The 24,421-nt window shown below is 36.1% G+C and carries 24 protein-coding genes and 1 pseudogene; 10 read left to right on the top strand and 15 right to left on the bottom strand.

The genetic code is table 11. The features are described 5' to 3' along the window. Window positions 1-205 precede the first annotated feature (205 nt). Complete coding sequence (locus BLS98_RS21985) at window positions 206-1,231, top strand: LLM class flavin-dependent oxidoreductase (protein ID WP_089739487.1); 1,026 nt, start codon at window positions 206-208, stop codon at window positions 1,229-1,231. Between the two features lie 70 nt (window positions 1,232-1,301). On the opposite strand, the gene BLS98_RS21980 is transcribed toward BLS98_RS21985, so the two are convergent. The 3 genes from BLS98_RS21980 to BLS98_RS23460 form a co-directional block, all read right to left on the bottom strand. Further along, window positions 1,302-4,337, bottom strand: coding sequence for an SbcC/MukB-like Walker B domain-containing protein (locus BLS98_RS21980; protein WP_089739484.1), 3,036 nt, complete (start codon window positions 4,335-4,337; stop codon window positions 1,302-1,304). Window positions 4,338-4,340: 3 nt separating this feature from the next. Then, entirely contained in the window at window positions 4,341-5,546 is a 1,206-nt protein-coding gene (locus BLS98_RS21975) for a metallophosphoesterase family protein (protein ID WP_089739483.1), read from the bottom strand. A 69-nt stretch (window positions 5,547-5,615) separates the two neighbouring features. After that, window positions 5,616-5,768 carry a hypothetical protein gene (locus BLS98_RS23460; protein WP_167356270.1) on the bottom strand — a complete coding sequence of 51 codons (153 nt, stop codon included), beginning with the start codon at window positions 5,766-5,768 and terminating at the stop codon, window positions 5,616-5,618. A gap of 117 nt (window positions 5,769-5,885) precedes the next feature. Here BLS98_RS23460 and BLS98_RS21965 point away from each other — a divergent pair, with 117 nt between their 5' ends. Then, window positions 5,886-6,137, top strand: a complete 252-nt coding sequence (locus BLS98_RS21965) for a VF530 family protein (RefSeq protein WP_089739479.1) — start codon at window positions 5,886-5,888, stop codon at window positions 6,135-6,137. A 204-nt stretch (window positions 6,138-6,341) separates the two neighbouring features. Beyond that, on the top strand, window positions 6,342-6,842 hold the full coding sequence (locus BLS98_RS21960) for an FKBP-type peptidyl-prolyl cis-trans isomerase (RefSeq protein ID WP_089739475.1): 501 nt from the start codon (window positions 6,342-6,344) through the stop codon (window positions 6,840-6,842). A gap of 206 nt (window positions 6,843-7,048) precedes the next feature. Here the strand turns inward: BLS98_RS21960 and BLS98_RS21955 are convergent, their stop codons facing one another. From BLS98_RS21955 to BLS98_RS21945, 3 genes are all read right to left on the bottom strand, one after another. Continuing rightward, window positions 7,049-7,642 (bottom strand): hypothetical protein, encoded by a 594-nt coding sequence (locus tag BLS98_RS21955; RefSeq protein WP_139166170.1) that lies wholly within the window; start codon window positions 7,640-7,642, stop codon window positions 7,049-7,051. A gap of 4 nt (window positions 7,643-7,646) precedes the next feature. Further along, on the bottom strand, window positions 7,647-8,024 hold the full coding sequence (locus BLS98_RS21950; protein ID WP_089739471.1) for a YchJ family protein: 378 nt from the start codon (window positions 8,022-8,024) through the stop codon (window positions 7,647-7,649). Window positions 8,025-8,206: 182 nt separating this feature from the next. Next, window positions 8,207-10,348, bottom strand: coding sequence for a M3 family metallopeptidase (locus BLS98_RS21945; RefSeq protein WP_089739469.1), 2,142 nt, complete (start codon window positions 10,346-10,348; stop codon window positions 8,207-8,209). Window positions 10,349-10,601: 253 nt separating this feature from the next. Here BLS98_RS21945 and BLS98_RS21940 point away from each other — a divergent pair, with 253 nt between their 5' ends. Next, entirely contained in the window at window positions 10,602-11,417 is an 816-nt protein-coding gene (locus BLS98_RS21940) for a head GIN domain-containing protein (protein WP_089739467.1), read from the top strand. A 1-nt stretch (window position 11,418) separates the two neighbouring features. Here BLS98_RS21940 and BLS98_RS21935 read toward each other — a convergent pair whose 3' ends face one another. The 5 genes from BLS98_RS21935 to BLS98_RS21915 all read right to left on the bottom strand — a co-directional run bounded on the left by BLS98_RS21935 (window position 11,419) and on the right by BLS98_RS21915 (window position 15,866). Then, on the bottom strand, window positions 11,419-13,305 hold the full coding sequence (locus tag BLS98_RS21935) for a monovalent cation:proton antiporter-2 (CPA2) family protein (protein WP_089739465.1): 1,887 nt from the start codon (window positions 13,303-13,305) through the stop codon (window positions 11,419-11,421). Between the two features lie 3 nt (window positions 13,306-13,308). After that, a complete protein-coding gene (locus BLS98_RS21930) occupies window positions 13,309-13,830 on the bottom strand; it encodes an NAD(P)H-dependent oxidoreductase (protein WP_089739463.1) in 522 nt (173 codons plus the stop codon). Window positions 13,831-14,027: 197 nt separating this feature from the next. Continuing rightward, entirely contained in the window at window positions 14,028-14,849 is an 822-nt protein-coding gene (locus tag BLS98_RS21925) for a TPM domain-containing protein (RefSeq protein ID WP_089739460.1), read from the bottom strand. After that, window positions 14,830-15,258 (bottom strand): TPM domain-containing protein, encoded by a 429-nt coding sequence (locus tag BLS98_RS21920; RefSeq protein WP_181575104.1) that lies wholly within the window; start codon window positions 15,256-15,258, stop codon window positions 14,830-14,832. Before BLS98_RS21920 ends, BLS98_RS21925 begins: the two co-directional genes overlap by 20 nt. A 2-nt stretch (window positions 15,259-15,260) precedes the next feature. Then, window positions 15,261-15,866, bottom strand: coding sequence for a LemA family protein (locus BLS98_RS21915; protein WP_045492756.1), 606 nt, complete (start codon window positions 15,864-15,866; stop codon window positions 15,261-15,263). Between the two features lie 76 nt (window positions 15,867-15,942). On the opposite strand from BLS98_RS21915, the gene BLS98_RS21910 reads away from it, so the two are divergent. Further along, window positions 15,943-16,440, top strand: coding sequence for a dihydrofolate reductase (locus BLS98_RS21910; RefSeq protein ID WP_089739456.1), 498 nt, complete (start codon window positions 15,943-15,945; stop codon window positions 16,438-16,440). Window positions 16,441-16,589: 149 nt separating this feature from the next. After that, window positions 16,590-17,159: a membrane protein gene (locus BLS98_RS21905; protein ID WP_045492762.1), complete on the top strand. Its 570-nt coding sequence runs from the start codon at window positions 16,590-16,592 to the stop codon at window positions 17,157-17,159. 64 nt (window positions 17,160-17,223) lie between these two features. Here BLS98_RS21905 and BLS98_RS21900 read toward each other — a convergent pair whose 3' ends face one another. From BLS98_RS21900 to BLS98_RS21885, 4 genes and pseudogenes are all read right to left on the bottom strand, one after another. After that, window positions 17,224-17,856: a trimeric intracellular cation channel family protein gene (locus BLS98_RS21900; protein ID WP_089739454.1), complete on the bottom strand. Its 633-nt coding sequence runs from the start codon at window positions 17,854-17,856 to the stop codon at window positions 17,224-17,226. Between the two features lie 52 nt (window positions 17,857-17,908). Then, a pseudogene (locus BLS98_RS21895) lies at window positions 17,909-18,261 on the bottom strand (four helix bundle protein). A gap of 44 nt (window positions 18,262-18,305) precedes the next feature. Further along, entirely contained in the window at window positions 18,306-18,770 is a 465-nt protein-coding gene (coaD, locus tag BLS98_RS21890) for a pantetheine-phosphate adenylyltransferase (protein ID WP_045492768.1), read from the bottom strand. An 83-nt stretch (window positions 18,771-18,853) separates the two neighbouring features. Then, window positions 18,854-19,846: a D-alanine--D-alanine ligase gene (locus BLS98_RS21885; RefSeq protein ID WP_089739535.1), complete on the bottom strand. Its 993-nt coding sequence runs from the start codon at window positions 19,844-19,846 to the stop codon at window positions 18,854-18,856. 156 nt (window positions 19,847-20,002) lie between these two features. Between BLS98_RS21885 and BLS98_RS21880 the strand changes: the two genes are divergently transcribed. From BLS98_RS21880 to hemW, 4 genes are all read left to right on the top strand, one after another. Beyond that, entirely contained in the window at window positions 20,003-21,094 is a 1,092-nt protein-coding gene (locus tag BLS98_RS21880) for a PASTA domain-containing protein (protein WP_089739452.1), read from the top strand. A 73-nt stretch (window positions 21,095-21,167) separates the two neighbouring features. After that, entirely contained in the window at window positions 21,168-22,241 is a 1,074-nt protein-coding gene (locus BLS98_RS21875; protein ID WP_181575103.1) for an RluA family pseudouridine synthase, read from the top strand. 51 nt (window positions 22,242-22,292) lie between these two features. After that, the gene (locus BLS98_RS21870; RefSeq protein WP_089739450.1) at window positions 22,293-23,243 is read left to right on the top strand and encodes a PorP/SprF family type IX secretion system membrane protein; all 951 of its coding nucleotides are present in this window, start codon (window positions 22,293-22,295) and stop codon (window positions 23,241-23,243) included. 51 nt (window positions 23,244-23,294) lie between these two features. Then, window positions 23,295-24,419, top strand: a complete 1,125-nt coding sequence (gene hemW / locus BLS98_RS21865) for a radical SAM family heme chaperone HemW (protein WP_089739448.1) — start codon at window positions 23,295-23,297, stop codon at window positions 24,417-24,419. The last annotated feature ends 2 nt before the right edge of the window (window positions 24,420-24,421 follow it).

The following is a 24,421-nucleotide window of genomic DNA, read 5'->3' as shown; positions in this document are numbered from 1 at the left end:
AAGTTAGTTATTAGAAAGATAAAAAATATCAGTGAATATCTCATTTTCATAAAGTTATTAGATCCAAATATAGATAAGTTTGCATACTTAACAAAAGATATCTCCTTATTTAATAAGTTTGAATAGAATTCCGATCTTATCAAACATCAATGCATTTGCCTTTTCATAGCTGTAAATTTGCCTATATAAAATCAAAATCAACAATATGGAATTAGGAATAGGAATGTTCGGTGATTTGGCTTTTGACCAATCAACCGGGAAATATAGAGATGCAGGAGTTAAGCTTCATGAAATTTTGGAGCAGGTGAAATTCATGGATGAGGTAGGAATAGATGTTTTTGCAATGGGAGAGCATCACCGTCCAGATTATGCTGTTTCTTCACCGGAAATGGTACTGGCCGCAGCGGCAAGCATTACAAAAAATATAAAACTGGCGAGTGGTGTTACAGTGTTAAGTTCATCTGAACCGGTAAAAGTATATGAAGATTTTTCAACATTGGATTTAATTTCCAATGGGAGAGCAGAAATATTCGTAGGACGTGGAAGCTTCATTGAGTCATTCCCGTTATATGGCTATTCTCTGAATGATTATGAAGAACTGTTTGATGAAAAACTGGATTTATTATTAAAGATTAATTCTGAAGAAAATGTGACCTGGTCAGGGAAATTGCGTGCTCCGATGAAAGATCAGACGGTATATCCAAGAGCAAAAAATGACGGTAAACTTTCCATTTGGAGAGCGGTAGGAGGAACTCCACAGTCTGTTTTAAGTGCTGCCCAATTAGGAATGCCATTAGTTGTAGCAATTATTGGCGGAATGCCTATTCAGTTTAAAAACCTGATCGAATTCTACAAACAGGAATATCAAAAAGCAGGGCATGATAGGTCTAAAATGCAGATTGCGATTCATTCACATACCTTTGTAAGTGACGATCAGAATGTGGTAGACGGATATTTCCACAATTATAAATCTCAGATGGATAGAATAGGAGCTTCCAGAGGTTGGGCTCCTTATACGAAAATGCAGTATGATGGCGGAAGAAGTAAAGATGGAGCATTATTCATCGGAAGCCCGGCTGAGGTAGCAGATAAAATTGCTTATATGAAAGAGCTCTTCGGAATCACAAGATTCATTGGGCATATGGATATTGGTGATCCGGCTCACGACATCATGATGAAATCCATTGAGTTATTCGGGAAAGAAGTAAAGCCATTGGTTCAAAATCTGTAATTACAGATACTATTTAACTGCAAGAGTCACAAATATTTTAAACATTTTTGTGACTCTTGTGTTTTTTAAATTATATAATCTCAATCAAACTCCCCCTTTCCTCATCTTTAATAATGTTAAGTGCCGTAGGAATCTTTTCCTTAAGTTCTTCTACGTGAGAGATAATTCCCACAATTCTATTTTCCTTCATCAGGTTAGTAAGTGTTTCAAATACAATATTTACAGATTCTGTATCCTGAGTTCCGAAACCTTCATCAATAAAGAAGAAGTTTTTATCGGCCTGAGCATTAGACTGAACACTTTCTGCCAAAGCTAAAGCAAGACTTAAAGATACCTGAAATGCCTGTCCGCCTGAAAGCGTTTTCACACTTCTGCTTCTGCCTTCGTTGAGGTAATCGATGATCTCAAAATCATTATTTTCATTAAGCTGCAGGCTCAACTGATTTCTTGTCATTCTATGGAAGCGGGTATTCGCATGATCGCATAGCTGTCTCAGATAGATAGAAGAAACATACTGAACAAAACCAGCACCTTTAAACAGATTCATCATCAGTTTAAGATTTTCAGAGCGTTTCTGAAGCTTTGTTAATTCCTTTAGAAGTTCTTCTTTTTTCTTGTATTCTTTTTCTAGTCTGTCTTTTTCAGCAATCATGGTGACAACAGCATCATTGATTTGCTTTAATTCAGTCTGAGCTTCTCCAAACTGTTTTTCAGCCAATGAAAACTGTTCGTCATCAAAGGAAAGATCTTTTAGTTTCAGCTCTAGCCCTTCAATCACTTTTTTCAGGGTTTCAAAATCAATTTTGAATTGCTGGATTTTAGCTCTTGCTTCCTGAATATTGATTTCCTGCTGAAGGATATTTTCTACTTCATTAAATGTTGTAAAATGATTTTCATTTAAAGCCTTATCAATAGTCTGTTGATTCTCTGAAATTTCTTTTTCAAGCTCTGTAATCTGTTTTTCAGACTGGCTGACAATTGCTTTCTGTTCTGCAAGTTTCGGAGCAAGCTCCTTTTCCTGTTGAGCCGCTTTTTGATAGCTTTGTTCTGTTTCTGTATTGGATTGTGCTAATTTTTGATAAGCTTCTTCAATTTCTATTACAGTCTTTTGTGCATAAGATTCCCACTCCAGAATCTTAAGGTTGGAACGGCTGATATTGATTTCTTTCTGCTTCGTAGCTTCTTCCAACTTGAAAGCTTCCAAAGCATTTTTATATTTTTCAAGAACTTTATTTTCCTTTTCCAGGGTTTCGCGTTCCAGATTGATCGTTTTGTCAGTTTCTTCAATCTTCTTTTCCACAGCAAAAGAATCTGATCTTTTTTTCTCAAAATCATCCTCATGATCCGGACTGAATGGTTTCCATATAAACTGTTGAAGATGGCTTTCCATATCCTTTTGGATCTGTTGAAGAACTTTCTGTTCAGAGACTAATTGTTCTTCAAAGATTTTCTTTCTGTCCAGAATTTTTTCAACAGCGGTTTCCTGTTGCTGAAGTTGATGAGCTTCCTGTTCAACCGTTTTTATTTTCTTTTCAATTTCCTGTAGCTCAGTATTTACATCATGAAATTCCACAATATGAGGATGCTCCTGAGAACCACAAAGAGGACAGGCTTCTCCATCATGAAGTTCACTCGCAAAACGGGAAAGTTCCTTTTGAATCTTCAGATGATCCAGCTTTTGAGAAAGTTCCTTTTTCTGTGCTTCCAGACCTTCTTTTTTCGTATTGAAATCAGCTTTAAAGTTTTCCTGAAGACCAAAAGGTTTCAATTCCTCAGCAATCAGTTCTACCTGCTTTTGATGCTTTTGAATTTTTTCAATTTGCTCCTGTTGTGATTTTTTAAAATTTTTATGTTGAATAAACCAGTTCCCTACATTGGAAAGTAAAGAGGTATCAAGCTTTTGCCCTTTTAAAACATCAAGGCTTTTAGACAGCTCAGTAATCTTTTTCTGAATGACATCCCTTTGAACTTCTACTTCAGCTACCTTTTCTGACCCTTTTTGGGTTCTTTCCTTAAGCGTTTTAATCTCATTATAAAACTTCAGGATCTGTACCATAAGACTTAAATCATTTTCCTGTATTCTGGACTGTTCTAAAGCTTTAAACTTCGATTCCAAAACAGAAAGTTGTTCTTTTACAGTATTAAAAGCAGTCTCGGTTTCCTTTACTGCTTTGACCTGATTTTCTTTCTCATTCCTTTTCTCAACAACACTTTTGGAAAGCCTGTTTTTTTCAGTAATTAATGGATTGAAAGCTCTGAATGTACGATCATAAAGTTCAGTTTGAGCCTCAAGTACATCCATTTGAGGTTTTTGCTCGGAAAGTTTGTTAAAGTTTTCCCGGTTTTGTTTTAGGCTTTCAAAATCAGTTTTTAAATTTTTTAATTGTTGATAAATCTGGGAAACCTTTTCAAATTTTTCATTGGCCTGAACCAGTTTTTTCTGTTCCTCTCCCAAAAGATCTTTTTGAAGTTGAATTTTTTCTTCACTGATCTCTTCAAAACCTTTCAGCTGACCTTCAAGCTGATCCAATTCTGATCGGTTTCTGGTATTCAAAGCTGAAACATTATTCTGGAGATCATAACGCTGAAGACTGAAAATTTCCTTCATCATATTTGTTCTGTCTGCGGCTCCCAATTCAAGAAATTCCTTAAACTGTCCCTGAGGAATAATGATGGTCCGTTTAAAGTTGGAATAGCTTAAACCAATAATCTCTTCTGCATTGGAATGATCCAAAGGAACCCATTTTCCGTTGATGTTCTCATAGAACGTCACAGAATAGGGTTTTACATCCTCAAACTTTTTAGAATTCCGCCTGAAATCCCTGGTAGCACGGAAAAGCTTATTTTCATAATTAATAAAATCAAACTCAATATAGGACGAGTTTGATTTTAAATTCATCATATTATACGCTCTTTTGTCACGCATATTCAGACGTTCCGTTTCACCATATAAAGCAAACGAAATCGCTTCCAATACTGAAGATTTTCCGGAACCTACCGCTCCAAAAATACCGAATAGACCGGCTTCCGTAAGGTTTTTGAAATCAATGGTCTGACGTTCCTGATAAGAATACAAACCTTCAATGGTTAATTGAACAGGAATCATAACTTAGGCATTTAAAATTTCGTTAAACAATTTCATCAGTTCTTCATTGGCTTCCTGGCCTGCATTTTTCGATTTAAAAAAATCCTTGAACAATGTTTCTATATTCTGGTTGAGATTAATTTCATGATTGGTTTCTTCACCGGATTCCTGATTTTTAACCTTTGGGATCAGATGTACAATTCCATTATGGGACTGATAAATTAGCCTTCGTTCATCAGCCGTTAAAAAGGTTTCACTTTCTAATGTCAGCTCAATAAACGTATATGGATGTTTTTCCAACCATTGAACGGTTTCATCAATGGATGTAAACGTTTTTCTTACTAGAGTTCTTCCGCTTTTCAATACTTTTTTTTCATACGAAACAGGTTTCCCTGGTTCTGCATCAATAATTGAAACATATTTTGTCTGTCCTGCCTCACTAAAGCTGTAGCATAGAGGAGAAGAGGAATAAATGACCGGTTTTTCCTTTGTTCCGATATTCTGAAAACCATGTAAATGGCCTAAAGCTGTATATTGAATCTGTTCAGGAATACTATCCGAATAAATAAGATCTGCATTCCCAATTTTAATAGGTTTTTCTCCTTCAGGCTCTTCTAAAATGTCAGCTCCTTTTTTATTCATATATAAATGGGCAGTCAGAAGGTTGATTCCTTTTTCATCACAGAATTGGTCTGCAAGATCTTTCCAGGTTCTGGAAAGGACATTATTGATTTCTTCTTCCTTATTTTCTCCTAAATATTCCTTCAAACGGACTTCATTGGCATAAGGAGTGTGCAATAGTCGTATAGGAAAATCAATAGTATTGATCTTCATTTCTATAAAACCTTCTTTTGAATGGGTAATTGTAAAATGTTCTGTTCCAAATGGGATAACTTCCGCTTTGGGATGACCTATGAGAATAATTCCGCATTCCCTGGCCAACGGATCCGGAGCATCGATAAGGTTAGGAGAATCGTGATTTCCTGAAATAGCAATTACAGGACGTTTTCCGTTTTGAGATAAACGTTTCAGTGTTTTATAAAAAAGCTCAACGGCTTCTACAGCAGGGTTGAAATTATCAAACAAATCGCCGGCAATAAGGATCATATCAACATGCTCATCATCAGCAATTGTGATGATTTCTTCCATCACTGAAACTTGCTCTTCCAGTCGGGAGAAGCGGTCCAGTCGTTTTCCTAAATGCCAGTCGGCAGTATGTAGAATTTTCATAAAAAATGTATCGTTGTGTAAAGGAAATATAGGCTTTTAAAAGTCATTAGGTTTAATAATAAACGATTTTTATGGTTGATCATCAGCTTCTTTTGCTTTAAAATCTTGATGAATTTGTTTTAAACGTGCTTTCCTTTCTGCTTCTGCATTTTGTGCTTTCCTCTTTTTCTGGTCGATTTTATTTTTATTTTTTTTCCTGTTTACTTCGTTGTTTTTGCTCATATTTTGGTAACGAATAATTTTATGGGTAAGAAATAGCTTCATCAAAAATACTAAAGATTAAGAGTTGAAACAATTTTAGTCGGTAAGTCTGATAAAATGTTTTAATTTTACTGCGTTATGGAAGAAAAATCAAAAGATCCTTTACACGGAAAAAGACTTGATGCTATTCTTGAAGAACTAGTGGAATATTACCAGGGGTTTGAGGAATTGGGAAAACAAATCAATATCAAATGTTTTACAGATAACCCGAGTATCAATTCATCATTGAAGTTTTTACGCAAAACAGATTGGGCAAGGGCGAAAGTTGAAAGTTTGTATTTGTATGTCTTAAGACAGAAAAAAAGAGAAGAGTCCAGGAATAAGAAGTAACAGGACTGTAAGCTGGAAGTATCTGCTGGTCTTATAACTTCTGATCGTTCATGAAAATAAAATTTATGAAAATGTTTTTGGGATGAATAAAGAGCAGGAGTTGTTCTTTATGTCTTTCATAGTTTCCAACCCAATGAAATTATTTCAAAAACATTATATTTGTGGTGTTAATCGTGAAGGAAAATCACGACAAAAAAAGAAAATATGACAATTGAAAACAATCACGTTGTAGCTGTAAAGTATATACTTCACACAATCGAAGCAGATGGAACTAAAGTTCTAGTAGAAGAAACAACAGCAGAAAATCCACTTACATTTTTGTATGGTGTTGGAATGATGATTCCAAAATTTGAAGAAAATATCCTAGGTTTGAAAGCTGGTGATAAAGCTGCTTTTGTAATTCAGCCTGAAGAAGCTTACGGAGAAAGACAGCCTGATGCTATTGCACAATTACCACTTGAAATGTTCCAAGAATCAGGAACTCCTCCAATTGGAGCAATTTTACCTTTATCAGACAACCAAGGAAATAACTTCCAGGCTTTTGTAGTAGAAGTAACTCCGGAAGCTGTAGTAGCAGACCTTAACCACCCAATGGCTGGTAAAGTGTTAGATTTCCAGGTAGAAGTTTTAAACACTCGTCCTGCAACAGAAGAAGAATTATCACACGGTCATGCTCACGGTATTGACGGAACTGATGCTCACTAAAAAATAATATAAATGTCCGATTTTTTCGGACATTTTTTTGGATTGGGTTTTCACAAAGATCCAAGCTTAATATAGAATAAAAATACCCCGCAGAGCATTCTGTGGGGTATTTCTTATAAGTAATATTAGTTGAATAATGCTTGGTATTCCCCTTCGCTGAAGGGATGTCAAATCGAAGATTTGACGGGGTGGTTTATCCCACACTCTTACTCTGCATCATGCTCCGTTACATCAATAAACGTAAGGAACCATTTGCCATCAATCTTTGTCATGACAAATCTAAATCCATTAATAGGAGCATTCTCCTTACTATTCTCAGCCAGCGTTACAAAAACTACATTTTTAGGATTGGAATTGATTTTAAAAATCTTCTGATCTTTTACAGAATACTGCGATAAGAATTTATTCGCATAAGCATTCACAGCATTAGAATTAAACTGAACCGATAATCCTTCTTTTTTCCACTTTTTGTTATTTAAATCATATTCAAAAGCAGTATCAAACTGTATTGGAGATTGATTTCTGATATTCCACACTTTTTGAATGTAGCCTAATGACATATTGAGATTAACATCCTCATTTAAAACAAAACCAAGATCTCCACCACTTTTAAAAAGGACACCAACACCATAAGTGGGGTTCACATATTGATTCATGATATCACCGTTCTTGGTTTGAAACCCTTTTAAGATGTCAGTTACAGCAATGGAAATCTCCTTTTTATCCTCAGTTGTTTGGGCATTGAAAATACTAAAGCTGCAAAGCATAAGCAGCAATGTGTACATAAAATTCTTCTTCATATTATTAGTTTAAAAATTCACCTGAAACATAATACCAACGCTCATGCATTTTCTGAAAGACAGAGAATTCGTGATGGATTTGCGGATGACCGTCCTGATCTGTATAATAAGCCTTAAACTCTACATGATTTAAAGCGGGAGTCTGAATAATTTCCAGTTTTGTCCATTCATTAATCTCACCCCATTCCTGTAAATCCTGTTTGTTATGGTATTTTCGTTTTCCCGGAAGGGTAGTTTCCATTAAATATTCACCGTTCGGGATGGCAAAGGCTGAGAATCGGGAACGCATCAATGCTTCAGCTGTGGGAGCATGTTTTTCTCCTGTATGATAAGGCTTGCAGCATTCTTCATAGGATTTTCCTGAACAGCAGGGACAATTCATCTTTTTTATTTAAAATTTTAAGCTACAAAAGTATAATAAATATCAATAGGAACGGGCTTTAACTTGTTCTAAAATGATGCAATAAATCCATCAGCTTTAGCCAAAACTTATCCCCAATTGAGCTAATCTTCCAGGTTTTAATCAAAAAAAAGAAGCACTCTTAAAAGAATGCTTCCATTGTATTATTTAATAAACCCTCTGTTTCTTAATAAAGGTTTGATATCCGGATCGTGTCCTGTGAAATCTCTGAATGCCTGATTAAGGTCTACAGAATTTCCTACAGAAAGAATATATTTTCTGAAACGGTCACCGTTTTCTCTGGTTAATCCACCGTTATTACTGATCCATTCCCATGCATCGTTATCCAGTGTTTCAGACCATAGATAAGCATAATAGCCTGCTGAATATCCACCGCCCCAAATGTGAGCAAAATAAGGCGTATGATATCTTGGTGGAACTGTTGCTAAAGTGAATCCGTGATTTGTTAAAGATTGTTTTTCGAAATCTAAAACAGGGATAAACTGGCTTTCATTCGTTACAGAATGCCAATCCATGTCTAAAGCAGCTGCAGAAATCAATTCCGTAGTCATATAACCTTGGTTGAAGGTAGCCGCTTTTTTAATTTTATCTACCAGAGCCTGAGGAATAGGCTGTTTTGTTTCATAATGAACTGCGTAGTTCTTTATAACCATCGGATCCAGTGCCCAGTGTTCATTGATCTGAGAAGGGAATTCTACAAAGTCTCTTGGTACATTGGTTCCTGAAAGAGATGGATATTTCTGGCTTGCAAACATTCCGTGGATAGAGTGTCCAAACTCATGGAAAATAGTTGAAACATCATCAAAACTAATTAATGAAGGCTTTCCAGGAGCTGGTTTTTGATAATTATAACAGTTTACAATTACAGGTTTTGTTCCCATAAGGTAAGACTGCTCTACGAAGTTACTCATCCATGCACCACCATTTTTAGAATCTCTTGTGTAGAAATCCAGATAGTAGATAGCAATAGATTTTCCATCATGATCGAAAACTTCATAAGTCACTACATCAGGGTGATAAACAGGAAGATCTGTTCTCTTCTTGAAAGTTAATCCGTAGAATTTCTCAGCAGCGAAGAAAACACCTTTTTCTAAAACAGTTGTGATTTCGAAATAAGGTTTAATTTCACTTTCATCAAGATCAAACTTAGCTTTTCTTACCTGCTCGGCATAGAAATTCCAGTCCCAAGGCTCTACCTTGAAACCGCCTTTTTGCTGATCGATAAGATCTTGAATATCTTTAGCTTCACGTCTTGCTGTTTCCACAGCTGGTGTAGCCACCTGATTCATTAGTTTAGTAGCTGCTTCCGGAGTTTTGGCCATCTGATCCTGAAGTTTCCATTCTGCAAAATTCTTTTTACCAAGAATCTGAGCTTTCTTCAGTCTGATTTTAGCCAGCTTTTCAATAGTTTCTCTCGTATCGTTAGCATCACCTTTTTCAGCTCTTGTCCATGAAGCTTTGAATAACTTTTCTCTGCTCGTTCTATTTTTAAGGTTTTGTAAAAGAGGCTGTTGAGTTGTATTTTGTAGGGCAAGAAGATATTTTCCAGGTTGTCCTGCAGTTTTAGCATCAGCTGCAGCCGCTGCAATCTCGTCCGCAGAAAGTCCATCCAGTTCTTTAGCATCAGCGAAGAATACACCACCTTGCTTTCTTGCCTCCAATAATTTATTAGCATATTGTGTAGAAAGCGAAGCCAGTTCCTGGTTGATCTGCTTTAGTGTTTCTTTATCCGCTGCAGAAAGGTTAGCTCCTGCAATCTCAAAGTTTTGTTTGTAATATTGTACCAATCTTTTGCTTTCAGGATCTAGCCCATCTTCTTTGATTGATTTGATTCTTTTATAAAGATTTTCATTTAGGTACATTTTATCAGAATGCCCTGCAAAAATAGGAGCATATTCTTCATCCAAAGCCTGTAGAGTAGGGTTTGTATTCGCACTGGTAAGGTTAGAGAATACAATTTGTGCTCTTCTCAGTACTTCACCGCTTTTTTCCAATGCAACAATAGTATTTTCAAAAGTAGGAGAAGCTGGATTATTAGCTATTTTTTCAATTTCGGCAGCATGTTGCTTTAATCCGAAATCAAAAGCCGGTTTAAAATGTTCATTTTTAATTTTGTCAAACTCCGGAGCTTCATACTGAAGCTTGCTCTTCTTCATAAAAGGGTTTGAAGATAATGATGGATCAGGGGCAGGAAGTTCCTGTTGAGTATCGGTCTGTTTCATTGTAGTACAAGATTGATTGAACGCCAAGGCAGAAATTAATAATACCGATGAAATATTCTTCATAAATATAGTTGTTATTAAAGCATAAAGATATTAAAAACTTGCCTTATAGCGGATATTTTGGGGTATGTATTTAATAAAACAGCTGTTTTGGTGATTTAAGCATAAAAAGAAATAACAGCTTTACTTTCATAAAAACTTTTCAATTATTGAATTACTAGAGATTGAAAGGATAATAAGAAGTAGATGTAATATTTTTTATATTTTAGTTGTTATTAAATTATAATCAAAAAAATAATCTATAAAAAAAATAAACATGAACAAAAGAACTCTTTTTATTTTTTCAGCCTTAGTGGTTTTAGCCTCATGTAATGAAAGACATGAGAAAAAAAATAAAGAAAATAATGGCTGGGTAGAGAAAGTAATCAATAAAGAATCGGGACCTATTCAGCAGAGAGAATTTAATGGAGATTTTGACGAAATTCAGGTTTCTCAGGCCATAGATGCAGAAATTATTAAGTCGGATACAGAAAAAATAGTGATTTCAGCACCTCAAAATATCATTGATGAAATTCTAGTAGAAAATGAATCCGGAAAAGTACATATTCACTACAAGAAAGGAATCAGAGTAATGAATATTAATAAAGTCACTGCAAAAATTTATGCCAGAGACTTTACAAAACTTACAGCAGAATCTGCAGCAAGCATTAATGTAAAAGATAAATTTACTCAGGAAAAAACCAGTATTGAAGCTTCAAGTGCAGGAAGTATTTCCGGAAATCTGGAGGCAAATGATTTCAATATTAATACAGGTAGCAGCAGTAATTTCAACGGGAAAATCTGGGCGGTAAATCTTAATATAGAATCTTCATCAGGATCAAGTATGGATATCTCCGGAAAAGCTAAGCATGCGGATATAAGTTCTTCTTCAGGCAGTAGCATTTCAGCTAAAGGGGTTATTGCAGACAATGTAGAAGCAGATGCATCCAGTGGTGCCAGCATTCAGATCAGTGCTGTTTCTTCTGTTAAGGCAGAGGCCTCTTCAGGCGGAAGTGTAGATATCGCTAAAAAAGGAGACCTTAAAAGCGTTACTAAAGAAGAAAGCAGCGGTGGAAGCGTAAACATCCAATAAATTAATCCTGGGACTCTTCCTCATCTTCTTCCTCGGTGGATGAGGAACCTTCCCAGTTTTTAGTATCAAAATTAAGATTATCGTAAGCCAATAATTCCTCCTCACGCTGGAGGATTTCTTTTGTGCTGAATAAAGTAACATCCTGATCTTCTGTCATCTTTGCAAGCTTTCTGACGGAAGCCTTATCAATCGCCATAAACCTCTGTCCAAGACGTCTTGCTGCATATTTTCTCATTCCTGTCTCATGAAGGACATCAACAGCCATATCAACAGCTGTTCCTAATGTTTCCCGATAAATATGATTGATGCCGTTGTTGAGATATTCATAAGCATCAATTCTGTTTTTTGCTCTTACAAATATTTTAACCTCCGGATAATGTTCACGTACAAGCTCTGCAATAAACATATTGTCATCAGAATCATCAAGGCATAATACCAGAATTTCTGCATCTTCAATTCCTGCAGCTCTTAGAATCGGAATTCTTGTAGCATCACCATAATAAACCTTAAAGCCATAGCTTCTTAAAAGTTTTACACGATCAGAATCTCTGTCTAACACCGTCGCGGATATTTTATTGGCTTTTAAAAGACGTCCTACGGTGCTTCCAAAATGCCCAAACCCTACAATAATGATCTTTTTCTGAGTTACATCACTGTCCAGAATATTGTAATCATGTTCCTCTTCAGGAATTTCCCGGATAAACTTCGGGGTAATGAATTTATCATTAAGAATAAGGAGAATAGGAGTGATACACATCGTTATAGCCGTAACAGCCATCAGTTGGGCATTTAACTCAGGACTTAAGAGATAAAGATCCGAAGCATAATTAATAAGTACAAAGGCAAATTCTCCCACCTGCGAAAGAGCGAAGGCATAAAAAAAGCTTTGTGGAGTATCTATTTTATAAAATTTTCCAATAGTATACAGGACCAAAAACTTTACAGCCAATACAGCGAATACAGTACTGAAAATAAATAATGGATCTTTTTGAATGATATTAAAATTGATTGTGGATCCTACGCTGACGAAGAATACGGCTAATAAAAGTCCTTTAAAAGGATTGATCTGCGCTTCAAGCTCATGTCTGAATTCACTGTTGGCCAGCATTACTCCTGCAAGGAAAGCTCCTAATGCGGGAGAAAGCCCGATTACTACCATCAGTTCAGATACTCCTATAACAAGAAATAAGGAAGAGGCAGTTAATAATTCTGCCATTCCGGATTTTGAAACATATCGTAAGAAAGGCACAAATACATATCTGCCCAATAAAATCAACAATGCTACTCCAAGAATTACTGTTCCTGCCTGAAGCCATTGAGGAAGCTTTTGGATCAGGATCTGAATTTCATTATCATGATGCTTAGCCTTATAGTTGGCAATAATCGGAAGAATAGCCAAAATTGGAATGACCGAAATATCCTGAAACAATAAGGTGGAAAATGAAGCCTCTCCGGCCGTTGTCTTAAAGTTATTTTTTTCTTGAAGTGTTTGCAATACAATAGCAGTAGAAGATAGCGCGAAACACATGGCAACCGCAATAGCCTTATCTATTCGCCAGCCGACACTGATGAATACAAGAAATAATAATAAAATAGTGAGAAGCATCTGAGTAAGTCCCAGTCCCATAATTTTCTTACGCATCTCCCAGAACTTTCTTGGTTCCAGTTCCAGACCAACGATAAATAAAAGCATGATAACCCCAAACTCACTGGCGTGCATAATGTCATTCACATTATTTCCTGTAAGCCTAAGTACATAAGGACCAATGATGATCCCTCCTAAGATATAACCAATCACTGAACTCAATCCAAATTTTCTTGCCAGTGGAACCATGATAATGGCTACACCCAAAAAAATTAATGTGTTCATCGCTAAGCTGGACTCCATATATTATTGATTGAGAAGTTCTGTAAACTCTTTTTTATGTAGAATAATTTCTTTTTTGGACAATTTGTTGGCTTCGTAAACGATCTTGATAAATTTGATATCTGCCTTGAAAACCTTTAATGAAACAATTAAACCACTAATTAATTCATCTACAGTGTATTGATACGTTCCGGTTTTGCTGAAAGACCTTTCTTTTCCACCGGTAGTTATCAGAATATAAACTTCCTTATTTTCAAGTGGGTTATGTTTTCCGGGCTGAAGCCAGTCACGATCGAAAACTTCATCAATCCATAATCTTAACAAAGGTGGCATTCCGAACCAGATCAGTGGAAACTGAAAAACAAAGCGGTCATAATTGGCTAAACGTTTTCTTTCCCTGAAGGCGGCAATATGGAAATCAGGATATTCTTCATAAAGATCTCTTAAGGTATAATGCTGGTGACGAACGTAGAAATTGATGAGCTCTACATTCGAATTGGAGTGCTCCAGGTAAGGGTGCGCAAATACTACCAGCGTCTTCTTCATAATCCTGTTTTCAGTAAATATACTGAAAAAATATTGAATAAAAGGTAGGTTTTATGTTGATTTATTAATTTTTTAATATGTGAATGTGGATTTAATGTTAATTAAAATCAAAGAAACGTGGTTATTTTAAGTTTTTAAATAAAAAATCAGGTCATTAAGACCTGATCTGTTTATAAATAAATATATTTTTTGTAAGATTACCATCCTCCGGAAGCACCACCGCCTCCGAAACTTCCGCCACCGCCGAAGCCACCAAAGCCGCCACCGCCTCCTCCGGAACTACCACCACCGAAGCCTCCACCACCAAAACTACCTGGGAATGGGAAGAACCCGCCAGGATAATTTCTGCGTCCTCTTCGAGTGATAATAACATCATCGTCGTCATCATAATTGCCGCCACCACCGCCTCCGCCTCCTCGGTTTCCAAAGAGAATAGCAATGATGATGAAAATAACAAAGGCGATAATAAGAACTTTCAGCGCACTGCCATCACCTGAAGGCGCTGTAGTAGGAGCAGGTTTGAATTTGCCCTGAACAGCCTCCATAATGGCTGAGGTACCACGGTTGATACCTTCATACCAAAGTCCCTTTTTGAAGTTAGGAGTTACAATATAGTCCAGAATCTGTCCTGCAACGGAAGCCGTAAGATATTGTTCCACAGCTCGCCCTTGTTGGATAGACATGGTGTGGTCTTCTGCAGCAATCAGGAAAACAACTCCGTTATCTACTCCTTTTTTTCCGATCTTCCATTGCTCACCAAACTGGGTAGCCAGGAAGTTAACATCTTCGCCTTGGGTAGACTTAATGATAACAACTTCAATTTCTGTGGAAGTGGAATCCGCAAATTTGATGAGTTTATTATTAAGCTCATCTTTTTCTTGCTGGGAAAGAATTCCGGCTTCATCAAAAACTGGGTATAAAACCGCTGGTTTTTGAGGAATCGTATATTGTGCTGATACAAAAGTGTAAAAGCAGATCAGTAAAAATGAAAATACTATTTTAAGAGAATGTAATTTCATTCGGGAGTTGGTTTGGGTTTTCTCCTTCAACAGGAAAGTATTTTTTAAGTTCAAGGCCTGTTTCCAGAATAGCACTTTTCAATGCCTGATAATAATTTCCTTTGGCAAATTCAGAGGTAATATAGTCATGCAGATGATCCCAATAGGATTGGTTTACTTTTTCATGAATTCCTACATCACCAATAATGGTAAGGTATTTTTGTTCAAAATTAACATGAAAAAGCACAGCGTTCCTGTCGGTAGTTTTATCCATAGACAGCTCTTTGAAAACTTTAAATGCTGTTTTAGCATCACGGTTTTCCGTATTAGAGTCAATATGCACTCTAATCTCACCTGTTGAATGGTCTTCTGCTGACTGAATCGCTTCCACAAGGGAAGCGATCTGTTGATTTGTAAGGAAATTACCCATTATTATTTGAATACTTCAGGGGCTTTCTGAGCTCCTGCATCAGCTTTGAAATAAGGTTTTTCTTTAAAATTGGTGAAATTCGCCAAAATATTATTTGGGAAAGTCTTGATAGAGGTGTTGTAATCCTTAGCAGCATCATTATAATAAACAGTTTCTGTTCTGATACTGTTTTCAATAGCGGTATACTCTCTCTGGAAGTTGATATACTGCTGATCTGCTTTTAAGTTAGGATAAGACTCTACCACAGCCATTAATCTGCTTAATGCACCAGATAATTCTCCTTGTGCAGCCTGGAATTTAGCAATATCCGCTTCCGTCATATTGGTAGGATCAATGTTGATAGAAGTCGCTTTAGAACGTGCCTCTACAACTTGTGTTAAAGTTTCCTGCTCAAATTTTGAATACGATTTTACTGTTCTTTCCAGGTTGGGAATAAGATTAGCTCTTTTCTGATACACAGTCTCTACATTAGACCATTTTGCGTTAACAGTCTGTTCTTTACCTACAAAGCTGTTATATCCGCTTTTTCCCCAAAAGAATAGGACTGCAACAATAATAAGGAGGGCTATACCAATAGTTCCGGCGCCCAGACATCCTTTATTTTTCATAGTTTATTTTTTTTTAATTTTTTGTGCTAATCAAATATACAAATTATGTGCTAATTTTGTAGAAAATTATATTTGAATGACAACAATAGTGGTGGCAATGGGAGAGAAGAACGAGATTGGTTTTGAAAACCAGTTGCTTTGGCATCTTCCGAAAGATTTAAAACATTTTAAGGACCTTACTTCCGGGCATCCGATCATTATGGGAAGAAAAACTTATGAGAGTATTGGGAAACCACTTCCTAACCGTACTAATATTGTTGTCTCAAGAAAAAAAGATTGGTTTGAAGAAGGAGTTCTTATCGTGGGAAGCCTTAAAGAAGCGATGAAGTTTGCTAAAAAGATTGATGAGGAAGTCTTCGTTATCGGAGGGGGAAATATTTATGAACAAACAATGGATATTGTAGATAAACTTGAGGTTACTCTGGTAAAGGCTGACCTTGAAGCAGATACATTCTTCCCAAAAATCGATGAGAAAATCTGGAAAAAAACGAATGAAATCTGCCATGAAAAAGACGAAAAGAATGGTTATGATTTCTGTTTCCAGACGTTTGAAAGAATCAAAAAAGAAGCTTAGGAATCAATAGTCAATTTTTGCTTTGCAAAATGAATCGTTAATAGCTGTCAGAGATAAAAATTGACAAGCGCAGCGAATTGACCATTCACCATTGACTTTTTGAACTTTAAGCCTGAAATTTATTATCTTTGCACTTCTAAAATTTAATAATGAATAAGAACATTAAAATTGCAGTAGCAGCACTTCTTATCCTTCTGGGACTTTATATGATGATTTTCACAAGAAATCTTGGATGGGGGATTGTTGTTTTTCTTCTTGCCGCATTTCCAATCGTACTTTACTTTAAAAATGAGTATATCCTTTTGGCATTCTGGCAATTGAGAAAACAAAATATGGAAAAAGCTGCAGAATGGTTAACAAAAATTACCGACTATAAAGGACAACTTCATAAAACTCAATACGGATATTTCCACTATTTATTAGGATTAACTCAAGCTCAGGATCACCCTACAAAAGTGGAACCTTTAATGAAAAAAGCTTTGGAGTACGGTTTGAATATGAAGCATGACAGAGCAATGGCTACTTTAAATCTTGCAGCGGCAGCTATTTCTAAAGGAAGAAAGCAGGAAGGTCAAAAGCTATTGGATGAGGCTAAAAGATTAGACAGTGCAGGAATGATGACCGATCAGATCAAAATGATGAAGGATCAGTTGAAAATGCCAACCATGCAAAAGCATATGCACAATCCTAATATGAGAAATAGAGGGAAATTCTTCTAATAAGAAACTTAGATAAAATAAAAGCACCTGATTCAGGTGCTTTTTTTATGCTTATATAATGTAATTACATTTCAGAAGTCTGGTCATAGCCATAAAACTTAGGCATCTGCCACTGGTATTTCACAGCAAGCGTTCTGATGGCTACAATCAGTAAGATGGTAAAGATCTGTACGAAAGTATAGGAAAGTGGAGTATACTTTGTCATCAGTAGAAATGCAGCCCCTCCAACAATACATGCCGTAGCATAGATTTCCTTTCTGAAAATCAACGGAATTCTGTTCAATAATATATCCCGGATAATTCCTCCGAAGCAGCCTGTGATGGTTCCCAAACCAATACAGATTAAAGGATGGATACCAACATTAAGCCCTTTCTGAATTCCGATAATGGTAAACAGCCCTAATCCAAAGCTGTCGAAGATGAATAGGGTAACCTTAAAGTTTTTTTCAAGAGACTTGAATACCATGGAAACAACACTGGTAATAATAATCAGGGCACACATCAGAAGATCATGCATCCAGAATACAGGAATATCCAGCAATAGATCCCTTACAGTTCCTCCACCTACGGAAGTTACAAAGGCAATAATAAGAACGCCAAAAGGATCAAGCCGTTTCTGCATCGCTGCAAAACTTCCTGACATGGAAAACGCAATGGTTCCAAGTACTTCTATGGCAAAATTGAACTGTTCGTGCATATACTACTATAAGTAATGAATAATGAGCAATGAGTAATAAAAATTATGCCATTTAAATCTGAGACAATTTAAATTTATATCTGGTCATAACCTTTACAAGTTCTTCACATTCCGATTTTAAATGTAGAATTTTTTCTGGACTTATGTATTCTAGATCTTCAATAATTTCAAGCCAAAGTTGTGTTTCATCAATCTCTTCAACTACAATGCAGATTTTACAAATTTTTCTTTTTCAGATCTTGCCCTTGAAACGGCTCTGTAATTAGCTGCAACTGAAGTTGAAGATCGGATTACTTGCTTCCTTATTATTGAAAGATCATCAGAATACGGTAATACGGAAAGTGCTCTAATAATAGCAATAGAGAATTTTTTAGTTCTTTCACGGAAAATTTGATTAAAATCCATATCTTCAAAATTACCCATTGCTCATTACTTATTACTCATTTTATCTATCTCTCAACCCTTACAGAGTCCGGGACCATCAGTTCATATTCGCCGCCGTGGGTAATAATTTCCCTTACGATGCTGCTGCTGATGAATGATTTTCCGGATGAGGTTAATAAGAAAACGGTTTCTAGTTTTTTGTGAGCTAATGTTCTGTTGGTATGGGCAATTGCCTTTTCGAATTCAAAGTCAGCAGGGTTTCTCAGACCTCTGATGATGTATTGAGCATTCTTTTCAAAACAGTAATCTACCGTTAAGCCTTCGAATGAGTCTACTTCTACATTGGGGAATTCTGCTACAGAATTTTGAATGAATTCCTTTCTTTTTTCTAGAGGAAACATATATTTCTTCTGAGAATTCTGGCCAATAGCGATGATTAATTTATCAAATAGCGGTGCCGCTCTTTCTATAATATCATAATGTCCTAAAGTGATGGGATCAAAGGACCCTGGGAAAACAGCAATTTTCATGTTGTCTGGTTTTATAATTGTTCGTCAAAAATGATAAAGTTAAATGGTAACATTCTTATCTAACTTTTAATTTTCAACATCTATTATTTATTTTTTTTATTTAAAGCTTTTTCAACTTCATTTCCACAAAGGTCCATAATGGAGATTCCATAATGTTTTGCCTGTTGAGGAAGAATACTTGCAGGAGAGAATCCTGGGTTGGTATTCATTTCAAGCATATAAGGAATACCATCCATTAAGATATATTCGCTTCGTGAAAAACCACTCATTCCAAGAGAGGTGTAGGCTCTTTTGGAAATTTCTTCCACTCTTTTTGTGGTTTCTTCATCAATTCTTGCTGGAGTAATTTCTTCAGAAGCTCCTTCATATTTAGCTTCATAATCGAAGAACTCATTGGTTGGAACAATTTCAGTAATTCCTAAAACAATGGTTTCTCCTTTAAAATCGATAACTCCTACGGAGACTTCCATTCCGTTCAGGAAGCTTTCGATAAGGATTTCATCATCTTCTTTGAAAGCAATTTCTGTAGCTGCAATGAGCTCAGATTTTTCTTTTACTTTAGAAATCCCTAATGAAGATCCGGATTGATTTGGTTTTACAAAAACCGGAAGATTTAATTCTTCTACAATTTTATCCACATCAATGTTTTCTCCTTTTCTTAAATAAATGCTTTTCGCAGAAGGAATTCCATATTTTGACAATACGGCAAGCGTATCTTTTTTATTGAAAGTAAGGGCGCTCTGGTAAAAATCACAACCTGTATATTTTTGACCTATGGCATCCCAGTAAGCCTGTAGAATACCATTTTCACCCGGTGTTCCGTGAATGATATTGAAGCATGCATCAAACTTCAATGTTTCTCCATTATCTAAGGTGACAGAAAAATCTCCTTTGTTGATCGGGTATTTTTTATCATTTTCTCCTAGAAAATACCATTCATCTTTAAGGACTACTACTTTATATACATCATATAAATTTCTGTCCAGGGATTCATAGATCAATTGTCCGCTTTTTAAGGATACAACATATTCATCAGAATAGCCTCCCATTACTACGGCAACACTTTTTTTATTCATAACCATATAGTATCAATTAAGGCAAATTTAAACATTTTATGCAATGCAATACGGGAAATCGGGAAATTTTCAAATCAAAAATGAATTGTGTTAAATAAAAAGTCCATTCTAAAATTATTAGCTATATTTGCGGTTATAATTAAAGTATTTTTAAGTATGCTTAAATCACTTTTCAATTGGAAAGTTTTAGTGAATTTAGTAGTGGCAATCGGTGTTTTCGTGGGTCTTGTATGGCTTACGTTTCGCTGGTTAGAGTACCATACTAATCACGGTCAGGAAATTCCTGTTCCCAATGTAGTTAATAAATCTGTACATGATGCTGTTAAAATATTAGATGATACAGGTTTGGAATATGAAGTAGACAGTGCCAATTATGACCCTAAATACAGACCATTTCAGGTTTTACAAATTTATCCTGCACCGGGTTCCCGTGTAAAGGATGGAAGAACTGTGCGTCTTAAAGTTAACCCTAGAACATGGGCTCAAATTGCCGTTCCGGATGTTATCAACAAATATTCAGGGCTGGCATTCCAGAGATTGGATCAGGTAGGTCTGAAAATTGGGGATACTATTTACGAACCAAGTATTCAAAAAGATGCTCTTTTAAGAATTTTATATAAAGGAAATGCCGTAAATCCAGGTGCTCGTCTTCCTAGGTTCTCCGTAATTGATGTTGTGGTAGGATCAGGACCAATGAGAAATATTTCCATTCCTAATGTAGTAGGACTTTCTGTAAAAGAGGCAAGAGCAGTTATTGCGAAGAATATGTTTGAAGTAGGATTGGTAGAATATGAAGATGGTGGTAAAGATGAATCTGATATTATCTATTATCAGGATCCAGCTTCAGGAGATGTTCGTGACCAGGGAATGCAGATTGACCTCTGGGCGAGTAAGAAAACTCCGGCAGAACTGAGAGCAAAAGTGGAACAGCTGAATTCTATTTACCGAATGAAGGTAGATACTTCTCTGCCACCGGTACGATATGAGGAAGTACATAATGAACCAAGTTATGATGCTCCGGTAGTACCTGCACCAGTACCTAGAAGGGAAACACCAAAGGTAGAAGCTCCGAAGACAGAGACTCCAAAGCCTCAAACAACAACTCCAAAACCTGCAAGTACAGGAACAGAAAAGCCTAAAGCTTCTACCAGTACTCCAGCTATAGGAAATGCTGCAAAACCAGCAGCTTCAACTTCTACACAGCAGCCTGCTCAAAAGCCAAAGGCTAAGAAAGTAGTCGTAGAATAAATAGAGATTAATTGTAAAAATATAGGCTTCAACTGCAAAATGTTGAAGCCTTTTCTGTAAAAAAATAAATACAATGTCAGAAGATAACGAAGATTTTTTAGACGAAGAATTATTGGATTCTAATAGTATTGATAATATCGATATTGACGAGGAAAACAAAGGTTTATATGAGCATCTTAATATCACTGTTGATCCCGGACAGGAGACATTAAGAATTGATAAGTTTCTTTTAATACACCGCCAGAATTCTTCAAGGAATAAAATTTCTCAGACCTGCAGAGCTGGAAACGTTGTAGTGAATGGTACTCCAGTAAAGCAGAATTACCGAGTGAAACCCGGAGATCAGATCTCCATATTACTAACCCGTCCGCCAAGGGAAAATGTGATTATTCCACAGAATATTCCTGTGAATATCGTTTATGAAGATGATGATCTGGTAGTGGTAGATAAAGAACCTGGAATGGTGGTTCATCCGGGACATGGAAATTGGGATGGCACATTGGTGAATGCCCTGGCTTATCATTTTGAAAACAATGGGGTGAAGTCTGATCTTGACAGAGTAGGGCTTGTTCACCGAATTGATAAGGATACTTCCGGATTATTGGTGATTGCTAAGAATGAGTATGCTCTAAGCTTTCTGGCAAAACAGTTCTTCAACAGGACTACAAAGAGGCTGTATTGGGCATTTGTATGGGGGAACCCTCAGGAAGATGAAGGAACGATCAAAGGACATATCGGAAGACATCCTAAAAACAGAATGCAGATGTCTGTTTACGAAGATGGAAGTCATGGGAAACATGCCGTTACTCATTATAAAGTCTTAGAGAGATTCAAATACATGACATGGGTAGAATGCAAGCTTGAAACAGGAAGAACACATCAGATCAGGGCTCACTTCAAGCATATTGGACATACTTTATTCAATGATGAGCGCTATGAAGGGCATACGCCTTTAAGAGGAGTGAACCTTCCGAAGTATAAACAATTTATTAAAAATGTTTTTGAAATTCTTCCAAGACATGCATTGCATGCACACACCCTCGGATTTATACACCCCACAACAAAAAAGGAATTATATTTTGAAAGCCCAATGCCCAAAGATATGGCGGATGCCGTAAAAAAATGGAGAAATTATTTAGAAAACTAAAAATATATTGAGATTTTTTTTATATTTGTTGAATTGAAATCAAGATTTGTTATGAGAAAACTATATGCTATCGTATGTTTAGCTCTTTTGTCAAATGCATACAAAGCACAAGAATCACTACCATATTATCAACAGTATCTTTTGGATGGTGATTTTCTGTTCAACCCAGCTCAGTACGGTAAAACAGACTACGTACAGCTCAATGCCATTTATCAAAAGCAATTTTCAAAATTCAGCGAATCCCCAAATGTACAATCGGTGGGAATCAATGCAAACATTTTCGATAGAGTAGGTGCCGGTCTTACCGTTTTCAGAGACAGCAATGGAGCTGAATCTGCAGGTGGTGTTACAGCAGGTGCTTCATATTTTATTCCTCTAAGTAGTGAAGGAGACCGAAAAGATCAGTTCTCATTCGGTACAAGTGTTAGTTTGTACAACAGAAATTTTGATTATACAAAAATCAACGTTGAAGAACAGGGAGATCCCTTAGTAAAAGGTGATCAGCAGAATATTTTTATGGCTTATGCTAACTTCGGTTTAGCAGCTACTTTTAAAAACCTTTTCGGGGGTGTTTCTGTAAATGATATTGCATTAGGGAATGATAAACCTATCGTAAACGGATGGGAGCCTTCTCCAATCAAGTTTTTCTTAAACTTAGGATATAACTGGCATATTGCTGACAATATCACGTTAACTCCTGCTGCAATGATTAACCTGAACACAAACTCAACAAGAGTAATGGATTATAACTTAATGGGTACATTCTCTAATGAAGTTAATGCATTCTCTGTAGGGGTAAGTTATAGAGCTGCTCAGAACAGATTTGACGGTCAGCAATTAGAAATTGCTCCGATTGTTAAAGTAAGATTCAACAAATTTATGATTGGAGCTACGTACAACCTTGGATTGTCTGATATTCAGCAATACGGAGGAAACAGCTTCATGATCGGACTTGGTTATAATTTCGATAACTTTATTAATGTTCGAGGATATAGATATTAATCAATTTAATTTAAATAAATTTGAGCTCTGAATTTTTTCAGAGCTTTTTTTATGATATATATTCACATTCCGTTCTGTAAGCAAAAATGCAGTTATTGTAATTTTCATTTTTCAACATCCCTTAATTTTAAGGATGAAATGCTTCGTGCCATGAAAACTGAAATACAGCTTAGAAAAGATGAACTGCAGAACAGGAGCTTAAAATCTCTCTACTTTGGGGGCGGAACTCCTTCTATTCTTTCGGTGGATGAGATTAATTCTTTAATTGATGAGGTTTTACATCACTTCAGTTTTGAAAAAGATATTGAGATTACATTGGAAGCCAATCCGGATGATCTGGATAAGAATTTCCTAAAGCAACTGGCTGGAACACCCGTTAACCGATTGTCAATTGGGACACAAAGCTTCTTTGAAGAAGATCTTAAACTGATGAATCGTGCTCATACGGCTTCAGAAGCTGAAGGTTCTATCAAGCGTGCCCAGGATTTCGGGTTTGAAAATCTGAGTATAGATCTAATTTACGGTTCACCTACCTCTAATCTTGAGATCTGGAAAGAAAATTTACATAAAACCATTGCGCTGGAAGTTCCTCATATTTCCTCTTATGCCTTAACAGTTGAACCTAAAACGGCTCTCGATAACTGGATATCAAAAGGGAAAGTTAAAAGTCCGAAAGAAGAAGAACAGAACAGAGAGTTCTATTATCTGTCTGACTTTTTAAAAGATCATGGTTTTGAACATTATGAGGTTTCCAATTTTGCAAAACCAGGTTTTTATTCCAGACATAATTCATCATATTGGAAGTATCAGGAATACCTAGGAATAGGTCCTTCCGCACATTCTTATAACGGATTTGACGTAAGGAGCTGGAATGTAGCCAACAATCAGCAGTATATTAAAAAGCTCAATACAAAACTTTTAGCTAAAGAAGAAGAAATTCTCTCCAAGGAAGATCAGTTTAATGAAATGATTATGATTGGTTTGAGAACCATTTGGGGAGTAGATCTGAATAGCTTAAAAAATAAGTTTGATGATCGATTCCTTGAGTATTTTCAAAATGAGATCAGACAGAAAGTTGAGGAAGGCATTTTAGTTATAGAAAACAATCATTTGAAAATTCCGGAAAAGCATTGGTTTATGGCGGATGGAATTGCTTCGGATTTATTTATGGTTTAGGG

Origin of the sequence: Chryseobacterium jejuense (assembly GCF_900100075.1) — a bacterium.
GTDB classification, from domain to species: domain Bacteria; phylum Bacteroidota; class Bacteroidia; order Flavobacteriales; family Weeksellaceae; genus Chryseobacterium; species Chryseobacterium jejuense.
Note: the sequence above shows the minus strand (reverse complement) of the source record. Positions and strands in the feature narration are given on the sequence as shown.

What these genes read in the sequence shown, in the direction of transcription:
- BLS98_RS21975 (WP_089739483.1), bottom strand. Translation starts at nt 5,546, where the DNA reads ATGAAAATTCTACATACTGCCGACTGGCATTTAGGAAAACGACTGGAC.
- BLS98_RS21925 (WP_089739460.1), bottom strand. Translation starts at nt 14,849, where the DNA reads ATGAAATTACATTCTCTTAAAATAGTATTTTCATTTTTACTGATCTGC.
- BLS98_RS21980 (WP_089739484.1), bottom strand. Translation starts at nt 4,337, where the DNA reads ATGATTCCTGTTCAATTAACCATTGAAGGTTTGTATTCTTATCAGGAA.
- BLS98_RS21915 (WP_045492756.1), bottom strand. Translation starts at nt 15,866, where the DNA reads ATGAAAAATAAAGGATGTCTGGGCGCCGGAACTATTGGTATAGCCCTC.
- BLS98_RS21880 (WP_089739452.1), top strand. Translation starts at nt 20,003, where the DNA reads ATGCTTAAATCACTTTTCAATTGGAAAGTTTTAGTGAATTTAGTAGTG.
- BLS98_RS21920 (WP_181575104.1), bottom strand. Translation starts at nt 15,258, where the DNA reads ATGGGTAATTTCCTTACAAATCAACAGATCGCTTCCCTTGTGGAAGCG.
- BLS98_RS21910 (WP_089739456.1), top strand. Translation starts at nt 15,943, where the DNA reads ATGACAACAATAGTGGTGGCAATGGGAGAGAAGAACGAGATTGGTTTT.
- BLS98_RS21870 (WP_089739450.1), top strand. Translation starts at nt 22,293, where the DNA reads ATGAGAAAACTATATGCTATCGTATGTTTAGCTCTTTTGTCAAATGCA.
- BLS98_RS21940 (WP_089739467.1), top strand. Translation starts at nt 10,602, where the DNA reads ATGAACAAAAGAACTCTTTTTATTTTTTCAGCCTTAGTGGTTTTAGCC.
- BLS98_RS21900 (WP_089739454.1), bottom strand. Translation starts at nt 17,856, where the DNA reads ATGCACGAACAGTTCAATTTTGCCATAGAAGTACTTGGAACCATTGCG.
- BLS98_RS21905 (WP_045492762.1), top strand. Translation starts at nt 16,590, where the DNA reads ATGAATAAGAACATTAAAATTGCAGTAGCAGCACTTCTTATCCTTCTG.
- BLS98_RS23460 (WP_167356270.1), bottom strand. Translation starts at nt 5,768, where the DNA reads ATGAGCAAAAACAACGAAGTAAACAGGAAAAAAAATAAAAATAAAATC.
- coaD (WP_045492768.1), bottom strand. Translation starts at nt 18,770, where the DNA reads ATGAAAATTGCTGTTTTCCCAGGGTCCTTTGATCCCATCACTTTAGGA.
- BLS98_RS21960 (WP_089739475.1), top strand. Translation starts at nt 6,342, where the DNA reads ATGACAATTGAAAACAATCACGTTGTAGCTGTAAAGTATATACTTCAC.
- BLS98_RS21950 (WP_089739471.1), bottom strand. Translation starts at nt 8,024, where the DNA reads ATGAATTGTCCCTGCTGTTCAGGAAAATCCTATGAAGAATGCTGCAAG.
- hemW (WP_089739448.1), top strand. Translation starts at nt 23,295, where the DNA reads ATGATATATATTCACATTCCGTTCTGTAAGCAAAAATGCAGTTATTGT.
- BLS98_RS21965 (WP_089739479.1), top strand. Translation starts at nt 5,886, where the DNA reads ATGGAAGAAAAATCAAAAGATCCTTTACACGGAAAAAGACTTGATGCT.
- BLS98_RS21935 (WP_089739465.1), bottom strand. Translation starts at nt 13,305, where the DNA reads ATGGAGTCCAGCTTAGCGATGAACACATTAATTTTTTTGGGTGTAGCC.
- BLS98_RS21885 (WP_089739535.1), bottom strand. Translation starts at nt 19,846, where the DNA reads ATGAATAAAAAAAGTGTTGCCGTAGTAATGGGAGGCTATTCTGATGAA.
- BLS98_RS21955 (WP_139166170.1), bottom strand. Translation starts at nt 7,642, where the DNA reads ATGAAGAAGAATTTTATGTACACATTGCTGCTTATGCTTTGCAGCTTT.
- BLS98_RS21985 (WP_089739487.1), top strand. Translation starts at nt 206, where the DNA reads ATGGAATTAGGAATAGGAATGTTCGGTGATTTGGCTTTTGACCAATCA.
- BLS98_RS21945 (WP_089739469.1), bottom strand. Translation starts at nt 10,348, where the DNA reads ATGAAGAATATTTCATCGGTATTATTAATTTCTGCCTTGGCGTTCAAT.
- BLS98_RS21875 (WP_181575103.1), top strand. Translation starts at nt 21,168, where the DNA reads ATGTCAGAAGATAACGAAGATTTTTTAGACGAAGAATTATTGGATTCT.
- BLS98_RS21930 (WP_089739463.1), bottom strand. Translation starts at nt 13,830, where the DNA reads ATGAAGAAGACGCTGGTAGTATTTGCGCACCCTTACCTGGAGCACTCC.